Origin of the sequence: Corynebacterium sp. ACRPQ (assembly GCF_022347225.1) — a bacterium.
Taxonomy (GTDB): domain Bacteria; phylum Actinomycetota; class Actinomycetes; order Mycobacteriales; family Mycobacteriaceae; genus Corynebacterium; species Corynebacterium tuberculostearicum_D.
On the sequence record NZ_JAKRNF010000002.1, the window covers coordinates 14408 to 31163 of the forward strand.

Annotated in this window: 12 protein-coding genes; all 12 read right to left on the reverse strand. The window is 59.1% G+C overall.

Translation table 11 applies throughout. From position 1 onward, the window contains the following. Window positions 1-20: 20 nt before the first annotated feature. Window positions 21-2144, reverse strand: coding sequence for a [protein-PII] uridylyltransferase (locus MHY24_RS01605; protein ID WP_239228119.1), 2124 nt, complete (start codon window positions 2142-2144; stop codon window positions 21-23). Window positions 2145-2150: 6 nt separating this feature from the next. Next, entirely contained in the window at window positions 2151-2489 is a 339-nt protein-coding gene (locus MHY24_RS01610) for a P-II family nitrogen regulator (protein WP_005325265.1), read from the reverse strand. A gap of 230 nt (window positions 2490-2719) precedes the next feature. Beyond that, on the reverse strand, window positions 2720-3088 hold the full coding sequence (locus MHY24_RS01615; RefSeq protein ID WP_204608484.1) for a Na+/H+ antiporter subunit G: 369 nt from the start codon (window positions 3086-3088) through the stop codon (window positions 2720-2722). 3 nt (window positions 3089-3091) lie between these two features. Continuing rightward, window positions 3092-3382, reverse strand: a complete 291-nt coding sequence (locus tag MHY24_RS01620) for a cation:proton antiporter (RefSeq protein ID WP_005328765.1) — start codon at window positions 3380-3382, stop codon at window positions 3092-3094. Then, a complete protein-coding gene (locus MHY24_RS01625; RefSeq protein ID WP_005325271.1) occupies window positions 3379-3912 on the reverse strand; it encodes a monovalent cation/H+ antiporter subunit E in 534 nt (177 codons plus the stop codon). The genes MHY24_RS01620 and MHY24_RS01625 overlap by 4 nt, the downstream gene beginning before the upstream one ends. Then, the gene (locus tag MHY24_RS01630) at window positions 3913-5454 is read right to left on the reverse strand and encodes a monovalent cation/H+ antiporter subunit D family protein (protein WP_239228120.1); all 1542 of its coding nucleotides are present in this window, start codon (window positions 5452-5454) and stop codon (window positions 3913-3915) included. Next, window positions 5454-5930: a sodium:proton antiporter gene (locus tag MHY24_RS01635; protein ID WP_005325274.1), complete on the reverse strand. Its 477-nt coding sequence runs from the start codon at window positions 5928-5930 to the stop codon at window positions 5454-5456. Before MHY24_RS01635 ends, MHY24_RS01630 begins: the two co-directional genes overlap by 1 nt. Continuing rightward, window positions 5930-8908, reverse strand: a complete 2979-nt coding sequence (locus MHY24_RS01640; protein ID WP_239228121.1) for a DUF4040 family protein — start codon at window positions 8906-8908, stop codon at window positions 5930-5932. Before MHY24_RS01640 ends, MHY24_RS01635 begins: the two co-directional genes overlap by 1 nt. Before the next feature lie 370 nt (window positions 8909-9278). After that, entirely contained in the window at window positions 9279-11243 is a 1965-nt protein-coding gene (gene ftsY / locus MHY24_RS01645; RefSeq protein ID WP_239193137.1) for a signal recognition particle-docking protein FtsY, read from the reverse strand. 90 nt (window positions 11244-11333) lie between these two features. After that, window positions 11334-14855: a chromosome segregation protein SMC gene (gene smc / locus MHY24_RS01650; RefSeq protein WP_239228122.1), complete on the reverse strand. Its 3522-nt coding sequence runs from the start codon at window positions 14853-14855 to the stop codon at window positions 11334-11336. Window positions 14856-14933: 78 nt separating this feature from the next. Further along, a complete protein-coding gene (locus MHY24_RS01655; RefSeq protein WP_239193139.1) occupies window positions 14934-15218 on the reverse strand; it encodes an acylphosphatase in 285 nt (94 codons plus the stop codon). Between the two features lie 16 nt (window positions 15219-15234). Next, complete coding sequence (locus tag MHY24_RS01660; RefSeq protein ID WP_239228123.1) at window positions 15235-16734, reverse strand: sodium:alanine symporter family protein; 1500 nt, start codon at window positions 16732-16734, stop codon at window positions 15235-15237. Window positions 16735-16756 lie beyond the last annotated feature (22 nt).

Consider the following 16756-nt stretch of genomic DNA (forward strand, 5'->3'; position numbering starts at 1 on the left):
TAAAGTTCAACTATTCAATCTTAGTCCCTAGCCAGGGCCCTGGTCACATTCCCCACCACGGTAGCGCGAGAAACCTGCCCGGCGAGGTACACATTGACGATCATCGTCGCGCCCAAAATCTCATGGCGCAGCCACACAAAGTCCGGCAGTGCCTCTACCAAGTGCCCTAAAGCACCGATGCGCTCAACCGTCCGGATGACCAAAATGCCGCCTACATCGAATGCCGCAGTGGTCACCTCGCCAGCAATGGCCGGCAGCTCCGTATAAGTTCGTGAGTTATAGGACTGGATAAACCTTATCTCCTGCGCTGCCTCCTTTAGGGTCTGTTGCACCGTGCGGATGAAAAACTCCGCCTTATAGGCACCGTCCTCCTCGCGAACGATATTAGCCCGCACGATGGTCCATCCGAGAGCCGATAACAGGGCAAATATGCGCTTTAGCTTCCCTTGAGAGGTACCGCACCACGACACGCTGACTTCTTGGTCTTCCCAATCCACTTTGAGCGCAACGCCTTCGCTAGATAGCGGTACATGCACAGCAGGGCGGTCGAGAACACGCGGTTTGAGCGCCTCAAGTGCCCGCGCGACGATCAGCTTCTGTGCTTGCTTCACTCGCGGTGTCCACACGCCAGGCCCGGTCGATTGGGCATCAGCCTCAGCCAACACCGCTAACAGGGAAATAGTTAGCTGATCATAATGCGCGGCAGCCAATAAGGTGTCGCGAGCGGCGTCGGAGGCCGGATCCATCGTCGCCGCTAACCGCGCCAAGGTGGTATGTTCTGCCACCAGGGTTTGGGCGCGCGACCTATCGGCAACACTCAACCGCATACGGGCTGCCTGGTGGGTAATCATCTCCGCACCTACTTGCGCATGAGGGCGCCCGTAGCCCTTGCCTATGTCATGGTAAAGCGCCGCCAAAAGCAATAAGTCCGGTCGAGCCACCGAGGTACGCATTTCCGCACAGCGGGTAACCGTAGCGATGAGATGATGGTCCACCGCATGGACGTGGCTGCGCTCGCGCGGCAATAAGCCGCGCACATGCCCCCATTCCGGGACTAAGCGTTCCCATAGGCCATAGTGGTCCAAGTCCTGTATGACACGCGGCGTGCATCGCGGGGAGGACAAAATAGCGAAGAACTCATCCACCGCTGCCCGCGGCCAGCGTGGCGGCAGCTCGGGCAGGTCTTGGAGCTGGTGCCAGGTGGTCTCGGCGATGATATATCCCGTGCGCGCCGCGGCAGCCGCCACCCGGGTGAGCAGCCACGGGTCCTCGACATTAGGATTGCGCGAAAGGTAAATGTTGCCACCCTCGGACACCACGTCCACATCGAGCGGGCGGCGCCGGCCCCGGCCGGTCGCTGAAGCATTACGGCCTAGCACCCCACGGGCGGTTGCAAGGCCGCGCTCCACCGCCTTATTGACCGTGGCTGCAGCGCTGACCAAAGCTGCCGTCAGTGCGTAGCGACTTTCAAAACCCAGGTCCGCCGCTACGTCCGCGGCAAACTCGGGATCCAGTATGTCCCGGTGGCGCCGGGCTGTGACGTGCAGGAGCGTGCGGGCGTCGAGAAGCAGCCGCTGTTCACCGTCCAGATCTGGAAAGTCGCACAGGTTGCCCAAGGCCATCGCGCGCAAGAGCTGAATATCGCGCAGTCCCCCGCGCCCATTTTTCAAGTCCGGGTTCGTCATCGCTGCCACCGCGCCCGAACGCTTCCACCGAGTAATCGCGGTATCCAAGAAATCATCAAAGCCACGCTGCAGCTGGCGCCGCCACGCCGCGAGCAATTGCGCCCGCGCCTCATCCACCAGAACCTTGCGCCCTGCTACAAAGGCCAAATCCAGCTGGGCAAAGCCGGCAGAGGCATCTTCAGCAGCAATCGCCCCGCACTCTTGTGGGGTACGCAGGGCATAATCCAGGCGGTACTTGGCATCCCACACGGGGTACCACAGCTGCTCCACCAGAGCAGGATCTAGCTCATGGCCTTCCGGATAGATGAGGATGACATCAATATCCGAGTGCGGAGTCATCTCATTGCGCGCAAAGGAACCGGTGGCAGCGAGTGCGGTTCCCGGTGGAAGCTCGAGACTGCGCAATACACGAAGCGCCGAGGCATGGGCCTCGGCGCGAATCTGTGCGGCGGTATGCATGCGGGCTTAAAGTGCCGCCTCGCCGCGCTCGCCAGTGCGCACACGAATGGCATCTTCAACTGGGGTTACCCACAGCTTGCCGTCGCCGATCTTGCCCGTGTAGGCAGCATCCACGATGGCGTTAATGATGTCTTCGACGTGGTCATCGGCCGCAACAACCTCCAGCTTGACCTTAGGCACGAAGTCAGTGGCGTATTCTGCCCCTCGGTATACCTCGCTGTGCCCACGTTGCTGTCCGAAGCCCTGGCTTTCTGTAACAGTGAGGCCGCGTACTTCCTGCTGCTCCAGAGCCTGGCGGATTTCCGGCAGGGTGAAGGGCTTAACGATGGCCGTGATGAGTTTCATTGTTACTCCTTGCAATCTCTTCGGGGCGGGTCTAGAAGCACCGAATAACGTGCACCCATTCTAGCCCGAGCACAACAATTGCTGTGCAACTTTTCCGCATTGTGAATCCAGGGTGCAGGTGGGCTCAGAAGACCCCACTGTGCAACCAGAAAAGCGGCGAGCGGTTCTGTTCTCCGCGCAGCTACGCGCAGGAGCAGAAAGGGCTCGCCGCCAGAAGGAACTGGAGAGGACTAGATATCGTCTTCCCCTGCTTGCACGGTCTGAATTTTCTTATGGTTGTGCTTGGCGTGCTTGACGTCGGTGACGGTTACGCCATAGATGGAACGGCCCAGATAAAAGGAACCTACCGAGCCGATGATCCATACACCGAAGCAGGCAATCAGTGCTTGGATGAGCAGCCACAGCGAAAAACCATCGCGGCCAAAGTCCACGACTAGCTTGGCCACGATGATCAGCGGCACCGCAAGTCCCACGGTAGGGCCCAGCAGGTTGGCACGGGTCAAGGCATCGGGCGCTCGCCACAGAGACACCACCGTAGCGACCACCAAGATAGTAGCGATGATAAGCAGGACCGAAGCGATAATTTCAGAGATGGCCATGGTTTATCGCCTACCCTTCGAAATAATGCGGGCCATCGATAGCGTCGGTAGCACACCGGCGGCAATGGCTCCGAGGAGTGCAATGTAATACGCCATCGGGGCATTATTCGTCATCGACCACGCTAAATACATGCAGATCATGCCGTAGAAAACGATATCCGAGGTAATGGCGCGGGTGAGCTCATCGCGCGTGCGAAGCGCCAGCAGCACGCCGCACCACGTGGCGATGCCCATGATGAATACGCATACAAATACGACCCAGCCGAACGGGGACAATGTGGCAAAGTCAATCATCGCTCGGTCTCCTTTCTGCGTTGTACGTTGCGGGCGCGGCGCTTTGGCTTTTCGACGTCCGCTTCGCTTTCTGAAAGCGGAGTGTCCTCCGCCCGAGCCAAGTCTGGCGAGCGCATATAACGACCGACGGACTCGAGCGGATACTCGTAGAAAGCCTCATCCAATTCTGTAGTCTCCCCTTGCCCCGGGACGCCGTAATCGATGTCCTTAACCCGCGGGGCGAGGCGCTGTTCCATATCAGCAAGATCAGCGACGATTCCCGCTGGGTCGGATCCTTGGACGGCCTGTACCAGCACGATGCGGGGCAGACCCTTGCGGGGCGGTTCACGCAAACCGAGCGAGAGCGTGCCCGGGGTTGCGGTAATGGAGGACGTAAACCAGAAGATCTCCCAGGCGCTAGTCACGCGCAGTGGGTAACGAATGATAACCGGGTTATATTCGTTATCCGGTTTGAAGGCCGCCAGTGCCAAGCTAATGCCGGCGACGAAAATCTCCTTGATGAGCCACAATGCATACACAATTGCGTTCATTTAACGGCCCTCCTGGATTTCATCGATATTGGGAACGGCAATCGGCTCATCTCCCAAGACGGTTTCAGTATATGCGTTAGTATCCAGCAGCTGCTCCGCTGCAGAATCCACGACATCGAGGACGATGCCGGAGAAGATGAACATGCACAGCGAACCAAGGATGAGAGCCGCGGATGGGGCCATGAGCTTTTTGCGGATGACCAATTCATCTGGGACCTTGTCCTCCGGCAGGCCCTTGCCCCAAAAGACCTTGCGCCACACGCGCAGCATGGCCAAGAAGGCAGCGAAGGAAGCGATGATGATGGCCGCGATAGCAATCCAGGCCCAAGCACCGCCCACGCGGGCAATCTCGAAGACAATCATCAGCTTGCCCCACATTCCCGAGAACGGTGGGAAGCCCACGACGGAGAATGCACCGGCAGCGAAGATCCAGGCGATGATGGGGTCGCGGCGAGCAAGGCCGGAAAGCTTGCTGAGCAAGCCTGTGCCGTAGGTTTCCTCAATGGCACCAGAAGCCAAAATCAGCGAACCAACGGTCAGCATGTGGTGAATCGTGTACATGATGCCAGCTGCCAGTGCACGACGTGGGTCATCAGAGGTGAACGCAAGCATGACCAAAATGAAAGGCATGCCGTTGAGCATCTGGTAGCCGAGGACGCGGCGAATGGAATTTTCCGCTAGGCCGCCGAAGGCACCGATCATCATGGAAATAATCATGATGACAATGATCATCACATTCCAGCGCTGTTCCAGATCGAATAGCTGCACGTAGAGGCGGTAGAGCATGTAGACGGCCACTTTGGTGTGCAGGCCGGAAAACAGGCCCATCACCGCGGCCGAGGTCCCTGGGTAGGTGCGTGGCAGCCACGACTGCACGGGGAAAACGCCGGCCTTGGCGGTAATCGCAATGAGGATCAAGCCTGCTGCCACGGTCACCGGCCCATTGCCTGCCGCTGCGCCCTTCAGCGCGCCCAGGTTAACCGCACCGGTAACCGAATACATATAACCCACGCCAACAACCAACAAGGTGGAGGCGAAAAGGTTAACCAAGACGAAGGCACGGCCGGCTGCCAAGCGCGACCACGTACCAGACATGGTGATAAGGCCATAGGACGGCAAAAGCATGACCTCAATAAAGACGAAGAAGTTAAAGAGGTCGGCGGTGAGCAATGCGCCGCACACACCAGTGATCAAGATCAGGGTGAGCGAAGGATAGTAGCGAGACTTAGTCTCTCCGCCCACAATGGCAAACCAGTTGGCACCAAACGCGACGATCATCGTAGTAATGATCATCAACGCGGAGAAGGCATCGGCCGCAAACGGGATACCCACATTGCCTTGGTAGAGGCCAACGGTATGGGCTACTACCCCATTGTTCATGGTGTAGATGAGCAGGCCCAAGCCGGCGAAAATTCCAACGCCCGGGATGATAAGCATGATGGAATCGCGCACCGCACGCCACGGTGCTAGCAGCGCGAAGGCCGCTGCAATCAGCGGGACCGCTGGAAATAGCGGAAGGAGTTGAGCTACAGAATCAGCCATTATTTGTCATCCTCCTTCTGTTGAGTTGCCCCGCGTTCTGCAACGGGAGTGTTGTGGTCCACCTGACCGATTCGGTCCAGCTGATTGGTGGACTCTTCCAAAATTTGGCGATTTTGGGCGTCTCGACCCAAGGTCGAAAAGGCATGGTCGATGGTGTTGTCATCAACCGGCTCCACCACGTCGGTGTCGTCGTTCTTGCCCATGGCCGCCATCGTCAACAAGATGGTCGAGGTTGCCATGGAAATAACGACGGCGGTCAGCACAAAGGCCTGCGGCAGCGGGTCGGCCATCTGATCGTGCGGAACCTGGGATGGGAAGGACTCTCCGCGGTAGGAATACACGCCCGTAGCCAGCAGCATCAGGTTGGCACCGTGGCCAAAGGCCATCATGCCCAACACGATGCGTACCAGGCCGCGCTGCTGGATGAGATAGACAGCACTGCCGATGAGTAAAGCAATAGTCAGTGCAAGGATCATTACTTCTCCCCTCCCCGGTTAGCCACGGAGCGCTTATTCTTCCTCTTCGTCTTTGCTTCCGAAGGCGTCAGCAAGGCCAACGGATCGGTCGAAGGGTTGATCGGGTCTGGGTACGGATCGTCGACATCCTCGAGCGAAATGCGTGGAGTCGTCGGCAGCGCGGAATCATCATCATGAACCCATGGCAAGAAGTCACGCTCCGTGCCTGGGCGCAGGTAGCCACCCAATGCGTTAATCGCCATGGTCAACATACCCAGCACTGCTAGGTAGATGCCCAAGTCGAAGATGAGCGAGGTGGTCCAGTGTTGGCCAAAGGCCTCGGCATGAATTGCAGCCAAGAAGCCACCATTGCCAAAGCCGTGGTGCAAGTAACCCACAAAGCCGGCGATCAAGGCGGTTATGATGCCAATACCGGTCAGGTGAATCGGAGTCATGCGGCCGAAAACAATCTCATCGGAGCCACGGGACAGATAGATAAGCCCGATTGCCGCGCCCATGATCAGCGCTGCGGGGAAGCCACCACCGGAGGCATTGTGCCCGCGGAAGAAAACGATGACGGACATCATGACCAACAGCGGGATGACAACGTGCACGCCCTTGCGCAATGGCACGGAGTTCAGCTGGGACTGGCCAAACGGTGCTGGGCGTGTACCCGACTTGAACGGGAATCGCGGCAACGTCGTAGTGATGGCTGCAATAACCACCGCAGCCATACCCAGAACGGAAAGCTCGCCCAAGGTATCGAGTGCACGGAATTCCACGATGATAGTAGCGACAACATTGTCGCCGCCGGTGATATCCGGAGCATTGTCCAGGTACCACATGGCCAAATCGGAGCGCTCGTGGCGGCCCATGAGTCCCCACACGCCCAGGAACGCAGCCACACCGGCCAAGACCGCAATGACGATGGAGCCGGTCTTGCGGGATCTGTTCTTCACCGGATGGAAGGTTTCTGGCAGGTAGCGCAGCACCATCATCATGACGATGACGGACAGGGCCTCCACCATAAACTGGGTCAGCGCCACGTCAGGTGCGCCCAGCAGGAACATCTGCAGGGTCACGCCCGAGCCGGCAATGCCAATCATGATGGCACCCGTCAAGCGGTTCTGGGTGCGCACTAGTCCAAACATCGCTAGGGCGATGATGCCCAGTGGCAGCAGGTCCCATGGGTTATCCAAACCATCCACCCGTGGCTGCAGTGCTACCCCGTCGACGCCATCGCGGATGAGGGTGGTGGCAGCCAGCACGATGATCAAAATGACAATCGGCAGCATGTGGCGGGATGGATTATGCGAGTCGGACATCTTGCCCAAGACGCGCCCCAACTGGGAGCAGCCCTTCATCAAGGAGTACAGCAAATCATTGCCGCTACGCGGCATGAACTCGTGGGCTTCAAAGCTTGCCCACATCTTCTTGCGGGCAAAGATACCGGCAATACCGAGGATGAGGACCACTAGCGAGATAAGGAAAGGAACGTTGAGCCCGTGCCAGAGGGCAAGGTGCGAATGATGCTCCAATCCCACGGCAGCCACTGCATCATCGATCGGGGCATCAAAGAGCCCGAGCACAAATACCAGCGGCAGAGACATAAAGCCCGGCAAAGCTGCAGGTAGCCACAGCGACACTGGTGCTTCATGGACATCTCCCATGTCGCGAGGTCCGTCAAAGAAGGCGCCGAAGACAATCTTTGCGGAGTAAGTAAAGGTAAAGAAAGCACCGATACCGGCAACGATGAGAAGGATTACCTGGCCCGCGCCGCCAATCGGGGCGTCTTCAAACGCGGTAAGCATTCCTTCCTTGGACACAAAGCCCAAAAGCGGTGGCACCGCAGCCATCGAGGCTGCACCGATTACTACGGAACCGAAGGTCCACGGCATCTTATTCCACAGCGGTCCAAGGCGGCGAATATCGCGCGACCCAGCCTCGTGGTCGATGACGCCAATGAGCATAAACAGCGAGGACTTAAACAGCGCGTGCGCCAGAGTGTGGACCAGCGCTGCGGCGATAGCGAACGGGGTGCCCACACCGATGGTGGCAACGATCCAGCCCAGATGGGAGACGGTGGAATAGGCCGTAAGCTTTTTCAGATCCGTCTTCTGCACTGCAAATACCGCGGACATGACCGCGGTGCCCATGCCTACGACGATGAGCAACCAATTCCACACCGCCACATCGTGGAAGATGGTGGAAAAGCGAATAAGCAGGTACACACCGGCCTTGACCACCGCTGCCGCGTGAAGGAAAGCCGATACCGGCGTGGCGGCGGCCATAGCCTCTGGCAACCAGAAATGGAATGGGAACTGCGCCGCCTTGGTAAAGGCGGACGCCGCAATCAACACGGCTACGGCTGCCGTTACCCCTGGGCGTTCCGTCCATACAGGGGACGCCAAGATGGCAGATACGGTAGTCGATCCGGTCACCGTCGCGGCAATACCCAAGCCAGTCAGCAGGGTCAATCCGCCAATAAAGGTCAGGATTAAGGTGCGCTGCGAACCAGCCTCGCCGCCGGAACCGGAGCGAGCGATCAACATAAACGAAGCCAAGGAGACTAGCTCCCAGGCAAGGAACAAAACCACCACGTCGTTGGCCAGAACCAGCAACAAGATGGACAGCGTGAACGCTGTCATCAAGGTATAAAAGCTGGTGTTGCCCTCATTCTTGGGCAGATAGGCCGCCGAATAAGTGAAAACGACGGCGCCAATGACCAGTGCCAACATAGCGAAGAAGATGCTCAACGCGTCCCCGCGGAGAGCAAAACTTACGTCGACGCCTGGTGCGATGAAATCACGCACCCAAGTGGCGTGGAAACTTAATTCCTCCCCGGCTGCAATGGCAGGAAATTCCTTGGCGATGAGGACCGCTGCAATAAGAAAAAGGCCAGCTAGTGGATAGCCTGCCTTTCGGTCAATAACCTTTACGGTTACCGGTGCCAAGATCACTGCCAGCGCCGCGAGGAGGACTGCATAAAGTAGCGTCACGAAATACTTGCCTCACGAACCTTGGTCTAGGTTTAATGCGGATTTCGCATTAAATACAGCCCTTTCAGGCTACCATTCCCGCCAAGGTCAAACCACATTGCAGCATTCCTCTACGTTTCATAAAAGGCGAGTACAACCGCCACAATTACGCTCGCAGGCAGAGAATTCACAGGCGCTCAGCAGGACTTATTCCCGCGCCAATTGCATAGGCCTCTTTGCATAGTCTGTGAAACGACAGCGAGATGAGAGCGAAAGAATTCGCAAGATTGCTGCACGCTATAACTCGCCCATGAAAACGAAGGACTCCCCCAGCACACCGTGGCGCACGTACGTGGCACCCGATATGCAGGGGGAGCTACAAGCTTAGCCACTACTTCTCACCCAACAGGGCGTCGACGAAGCCTTCAACCTCGAATGGCGCGAGATCATCGGCGCCTTCGCCCAAGCCCACAAGCTTGACTGGTACGCCCAATTCTTCTTGTACCTGGAAGACGATTCCGCCCTTGGCAGTGCCGTCCAGCTTGGTGAGAACCACACCGGTAATATCTACTACCTCGCGGAAAATACGCGCCTGAGTAAGGCCGTTCTGCCCCACCGTGGCATCCAATACCAGCAGGACCTCGTCCACATCGGTCTTCTTTTCTACCACGCGCTTGACCTTGCCCAGCTGGTCCATCAAGTCCGTGGAGGTATGGAGGCGACCTGCGGTGTCGACCAAGACCACATCTACTTGCTGTTCCACGCCGGTTGCTACCGCATCGAAGGCTACAGATGCTGGGTCGGCACCTTCCTTGCCGCGCACGGTATCGGCGCCAACGCGGCGACCCCACGTCTCAAGCTGATCAGCAGCCGCAGCACGGAAAGTATCGGCAGCACCCAAAAGGACCTTGTGGCCCATGGCTACCAGCACGCGAGCAAGCTTGCCGGTGGTTGTGGTTTTACCGGTGCCATTGACACCGACGACCATGACGATTGCTGGCTTGCCCTCATTCGGCATGGCCTTAATGGAGCGATCCATCTCTGGGTGACCTGCCTCAATGAGGCATTCGCGCAGCATGGCACGTGCCTCATCCTCGCTGGAAACGCCGCGCTCTGCAATCTTTTCGCGCAGGGAATCAGTCACCTTCATCGTGGACTTGGTGCCCAAATCCGCCATGATGAGCGTGTCTTCGACTTCCTCCCAGGCGTCTTCATCCAGATCGCCTGCGGACAAAATTCCCATGAGCCCCTGGCCGATGGCATTCTGCGAGCGCGAAAGGCGTCCACGCAAACGGCCAAGACGTCCACCAGCGGGTGCGATATCATCCTGCGGAGCTGGCGCTGGAGCAGGTTCTCCCTCTGGAACCTCGGTCTGTTCCTTGGCCGCCTCGGCGGCACCGGTTTGTGCCTCGGCTGCGGCTGCGGCTTCTTCGGCTTCCTCGCGGTCGTCCACTCGCTCTTCGATGTCTTCGGCATCATTGTCTTCAACAACCTCGTCGAAGACTGGGGACTCCTCTGCTACCTCGGCATTTTCCACGGAGACAACGTCTTCTGGAGTTTCCGCCTTTTCGGCAGCTGCCGGCTCTTCCGGCTTGGGTGCAGCTTCTGGCTGCCCAGCCGCTTCCGGGGCACGGTCCGCGTGCGATTCTTCGCTTTCCGACGCCCCAGCTGCCGCACCCGCTACGCCTGCCGCGCCAGCAGCAGCCGCGGCCGCAGCGCCAGTTCCCTTGGACTGTGGTTTATCTGCCTTATCAGCGGAAGATTCTGCCGCTTGCTTCTTCTCCTCCGCTGGCGCTTGGGCCTGGGCCTGCTTAGTAGGCTCTGCCGGCTTGTCGGTCTTCGCCGGCTTCCGCTGCTGTTGTGCCGGTTTGGTTTCTGGTTCCTCTGCCACGGGCTTTTCGGCCACAGGCTTGTCGGCCACGGGCTTGTTTGCCGCGGCATCGGCCGTGGGCTGAGCAGACTGTGGCTTATCAGCCTGCGGCTTAGCCTGTGCCTGCGGCTTTTCCTTCGGCTGCGAGGTCTTGCCGCTGAGCTGCTCATTGGCGATGTCAGTAGCATTCGGTTCTGCAGCGTTCGGCTCTGCCTTAGCTGCCTGCTGTGCTTGAGCCGGCTTGTCCGCCTGAACCGGGGCTTTCTGCGCTTCCTTAGCGCCGCCAGCAGGAGCGAAGTTAAAGCCGGACTTGGCTTGATAGTTGCCGGACTTTTGCTCCTGGGTCAGCTGCTTCGGTTCTTCCTCAGCAGGCTTATCAAAGGACACCTTCTTGGCGTCGCCGCGCTTTTTGCCGATTACCACGAGAAGAATAATCAGCACGATGACGACGATCGCAATGCCGATCCATAACCATAAAGAATTCATGCCTCTATAGTGCCAGTCTTCTCAGCTCGCGGCACGTCAAACCCCCTCCTATAGCGGAAGGGGGCCTGCGGGAAGTGGACGAACCCCAGGCTACTTCCCCGCCTCGTCACCGCGGGGAGCATCTACACCCAAGCGAGTAGCATCCTCGCTGGCTTGCTCCGTTCCAGGGGCGCTGCCTGCGGGATTCATGCGCTGCGAAATCACGCGAGTAACACCATCGCCGCGCATGGTTACGCCATAAAGGACGTTGGCAACATCCATCGTCGGTTTTTGGTGCGTAATGACGATGAGCTGCGAGTCCTTTCGCAGCTCCTCAAAGAGGGCAATGAGGCGGCGCAGGTTGACGTCATCAAGCGCTGCCTCAACCTCGTCCATGACATAGAACGGGCTGGGACGGGCGCGGAAGATGGCTACCAGCATCGCAAGCGCAGTAAGCGACTTCTCGCCACCAGATAGCAAGGACAGGCGCTTGACCTTCTTGCCCGGTGGGCGTGCTTCCACCTCGATGCCGGTGGTGAGCATGTCCTCCGGCTCTGTGAGGATAAGGCGTCCCTCGCCACCGGGGAAAAGGGTCTGGAAAACCTTTGGAAATTCTGCTTCGACGTCGTGCCATGCATCTGTAAACAGTTGCAAAATCTGCGCGTCTACGTCTTCGATAACGCCCGCAAGATCCTTGCGGGCTTGGATGACATCCTCTAACTGAGTGGACAGGAAGGAATAGCGCTCCTCCAAAGCCTTGTATTCTTCCAGCGCGAGCGGATTGACCTTGCCTAGTGAATTGAGGTCCTTTTCTGCTTGCTTCAAGCGCGCGTTTTCCGCCCGGCGGTCGAAATCTTCGCCTGGAGTGTAGTCCTGCAAGAGATCCGAAATCGCAATGCCCAGCTGTTCCACAATCTTGGCTTCTGCTTCGTCCACACGCACCTGCGCCTGGGAGCGAGCAATTTCCGAGTCATGGGCGCGATTGGTCAGCCGGTCCAGCTGCTGCCGCGCGGCCGAGACATGTTGCTTGACCTGCTGCAGCTGCGAGTTTAAGGAGGTGCGCTGCGCAAAGTAGTCATCGCGCTCAGAGGTAGCGCGCTCAAGCAGCTGCGTGGCGCGCGCGGCCAGATCGCGTGAATGCTTGGCTACCGCACCGGCCAACTCTCCCTGGGCCTTGCGGCGCGCCATGGCTTGCTCATGGCGGGCTTTGGCTTGGCGTTCATGCTGCGCTTGGCGACGCAACGCCTCACCCTTCCCCGCTACCTGCCCCACGTGGTCTTGGGCCGAACGGGCCGCCACCTGCGCCTCCATTTCCATGGACTTGACCTGCTCTAATGCTGCGGAGGCCTCGTCGCGCTTTACCGAAGAGGGCTCGTCGGGCTGCTCGTCCGCATCGACGCGGGCGAGCCTATCGCGGGCGTCGGCAAGCTGCGTGCGCGCCTCGGTAAGCTTGACTTCAATCTCGGTCGCCCGCGCCGCGGCCTTCTCGTGCTCGTTCTTATTAGCCTCGTACTGCTTGAGCAGGCGTTGATGATCGCGCTTCCACGCATCAACTTCGGTATCGTGCTCGCGCAAGGCTGCCTTCGCCGAGGCTGCAGTCACCCGGGCATCCTCCGCCGCGATCTTCGCGCCCTCGAGCGTGCCGGAGAGTTCTTCCAGCTCCTGCGTGGCAGATTCCAACTGCTCCTCTGCCTCCGCGATGCGAGCGGAAACCTCGACGGTGGATGAGGCACCGGTGCCTACTTCTACCCAACCTTCACCCAGCACCACGCCGGATTCGGTGACGGCACGCAGGCGGGGATCCTCTGCCACCAGCTTTTTCGCCTCCGCGACATCGGAGACGAGTACGACATCCGCAAGGAGGCGGTGCAGCGCTGCGGATACCTCTGGAACCACCGCAATGTGGTCGAGCAACCACGAGGTGCCTGCGGGCAATGTCGCATCCACGCGCCAGGAAGAGGAGGGGGCGGCCACGGAGACGTCGATAAGCGCGGAGCGCGTGCCCTTTTCTAAGTCCGCAATCAGCTGGGCAGAAATCTCGCCCGCCTGGGCCTCTGCAAAAGCACCCAACGCGGCAGCTACCGCCGTCTCGTACTTGGTGGTGATGAACTCCGCCAACGGTTGGAACTGCTCGCCTACATCAACCGTTTCCGGCGCAGTCTGGGCCAAGGTATCGATGCGGGAGCGCAACGTGTAGACAGCGCGCTCACGCTCGCGCTGCTCATCGCGAAGCTGCTCCAAACGCTTATCGGCCGCACCCGATTCACTGGCCGCCCGCACATGAGCTTCCTCGAGCGGCTCACGCTCGCCGGCCAAAGACTGCAGCTTATCCGCCACCTCATCGGCTTCCGCCTGGGCAGCTTGGGTGCGTTGCTTGGTAGAAGTCAGGGTCTCCTCTTGGCGCGCCAGCTCCTCTTCGGCCGAAGTAACCTGGCCTGCCGCCTTTTCTTCCGCGGCGATGAGGCGGACGACGCCCTCGCGCCTATCCGCAATGGCACGCAGCTGCGCCATGTGCTCGCGCTCAGCAGCCTCGAATGCCTCACGGCGCTCTGCTACCTCTTCGCGGATAGCCTCCAGACGTTCCGCAGCCTCCTCCGCTGTGGCGAGAAGCTCTGCATGTTCTTCGTCCGCGCGGGCAGCACGAGACTCTAGGTCATCCGGATCCTGGCCGGAATAGGCCACCTGTGCGCCGGCATTGGCTGCTCGTTCCTCCGCAATGCGCTGGGTCGCGGAAATGCGCTCGGACAGCGTGGACAGGTCGAACCACAGCTTTTGGGCAGCATCCGCCTTGGGGTTTACCTCCTCTAGCTGGGCTTCCACTTCTAACTGAGAACCCGTTGCTTCTTCCAGCTGCGCGGTAACTTCTTCTACCTGCTCGGCCAAAACCTCGGCCGCGCGCTCGGCCTCCTGAAACTTGCTGCGCAGGCGCACCACCCTATCTCCTGCCAGCCGCAGGCGGGCGTCGCGCAAATCTGCCTGCACAGTGGCGGCGCGCTGCGCAGCTTCTGCTTGGCGGGCCAAAGGCTTGAGCTGCTTTCCCAACTCATCAGTAAGGTCCTGCAGGCGATCCAAATTGGCCTGCATGCCGGTGAGCTTGCGCTGCGCTTTTTCCTTGCGGCGGCGGTGCTTAAGCACACCTGCGGCCTCTTCGATATACGAGCGCCGATCCTCAGGCCGCGATTCCAGGATCTCAGAAAGCTTGCCCTGGCCGACGATAATGTGCATCTCGCGGCCAATGCCCGAATCAGATAGCAGCTCCTGAATATCCATCAGGCGCGCTTTGGAGCCATTGATTTCGTATTCGCTGGCGCCATCGCGGAACATGCGGCGGGTGACCGACACTTCCGAGTATTCGATCGGCAACGCACCGTCCGCATTATCGATGGTGAGGGTGACCTCGGCGCGCCCCAAAGCCTTGCGGTCGCCGGCACCGGCAAAGATGACGTCCTGCATCTTTCCGCCGCGCAGCGTCTTGGCGCTTCCCTCACCCATAACCCAGGCCAGGGCGTCCACCACATTGGACTTGCCGGAACCATTTGGCCCGACGACGGCGCAAATTCCCGGCTCGAATTTCAGAGACGTCGCCGACGCGAATGATTTGAAGCCTTTCAGCGTCAGCGATTTCAGGTGCATTTGGGTAAGTTTAGCAAGCCTTGAACGCAGCTGCCCAGCCGAGCCTGGCGGTTCGCTCCAGCGGGCTTGTGCTGCGAGTTAGCGTTCAATGAAGCCAGATTCGCCCTTAGGGGCAGCCCATTGTTCGACAACCAGATCCACCGTTCCCGGGCGCCGAGTCGTACTCGGCTGTTCTTTGAGGAGTCCCAGCAATTCCTCGCATTTCTCCCGCGGACCTTCTGCTACCACCTGCACCCGGCCATCTCTCAGATTGGTGGCATGCCCGCTCAAACCGAGTTCCAAGGCACGGGAGCGCGTCCACCAGCGAAAGCCCACGCCTTGGACGTGCCCATGGACAAAAGCAGTCATTCTTTCCAGTGCCATGCTGCCTCCCTAATTTCTAATAGCGGTCGTGGTGTCCCTTATCGCGCAACACGCGGCGATCCTCTTCGCTGCGGCGAGTGACAGGATCCGATCCGTCCCAGCACTCTACGCCCTTCAGCTCCGGCATCATGTCGCGGTGGAATACCGGATCGATGCCGTGGCTGCGCTGCTCGTTGTAATTCTTGAGCAACTTAATCGCCACACCGGATAGTGGCACGATGGCGATGATATTGAGGATCACCATGGTTGCCGCACCGGTATCGGCCAAAGCAAAGACCAGCGGCAGGGAACCCACTGCGCCGAACCAGACAAAGAAAAGCACGACGAGGCGGAAGATTACCAGCGCAGGCTTGCTTTGGGTGAGGTACTCCAGGTTGGATTCCGCCAAGTAATAATTGCCCAGGATGGAGGAGAAAGCCAAAAAGAAAAGGATGAAGCTGACGAAGTGGATTCCCCACTCGCCCACCTCAGAAGACAAAGCCGCCTGGGTCAAGGAGACGCCTTCTGCTTCAGCGCCGTAGGCAATCTCCGGCCCCAGCAAGATGATAAAGGCGGTGATGGTACACACCACCAAGGTGTCGAAGTACACGCCAAGGGTTTGTACCAGGCCCTGCTTGACCGGGTGGGAGACTGCCGCGGTAGCCGCTGCGTTCGGAGCAGAGCCCTCACCAGCTTCGTTGGAGAACAGTCCGCGCTGAATGCCCTTCATCATGGCCGCGCCGAGACCGGCGCCAGAAATTTCCTTAATACCCAGAGCGTGGCCGACAATATCGCCAATCATTCCCGGCACCTTGTCAAAGTTGGTAATGACCACAAAGCCGCCGACAAGCAGGTAGGCCACCGCCATAAAAGGCACGATGATCTGAGTGATATTGGCAATGCGGTTCACGCCGCCAAAGATGATGAGGCCCGCAACCACGGCGATAACAACACCAATAATGGAGCGGAACATAGTGTCATCGCGGTCAAAGGAGAAGGACACCGCATCTGCAATGGCGTTGGTCTGGAAGGCGTTGTAGACCAAACCAAAGGTAAAGGCGATAGCGATGGAGAAAAGAACGCCAAGCGGGCCCCAGCCCAAGCCGCGCTTCATGTAATACGCTGGGCCGCCGCGGTATCCATCACCATCGCGCACCTTCCACAGCTGCGCCAGGGTGGACTCGATGAATGCAGTTGCACCACCAAGGATGGCGATGAGCCACATCCAAAAGACAGCACCTGGGCCGCCCACGGAAATAGCCACGGCCACGCCGGCCACATTGCCGGTGCCAACGCGGGAGGCGGCCGAGATGGTAAAGGCCTTGAAAGCAGAGATGCCGCCATAGTCCTCGTCCTCATCGCGGCCCTCCCCCTTGGGTCGCTCGACGACGGCGCGGAACATATCCGGCACCATGCGCACCTGCACCAAAGCGGTACGGATGCCGAAGAATAGGCCCGCCGCGATGAGCAGCCAGGGCAGAATCCACGACCAGACGCCGTCATTAAATGTCGTTACGACATTTTCAAGAAAATCCATGCAGAATAATTTACTGCCTTGA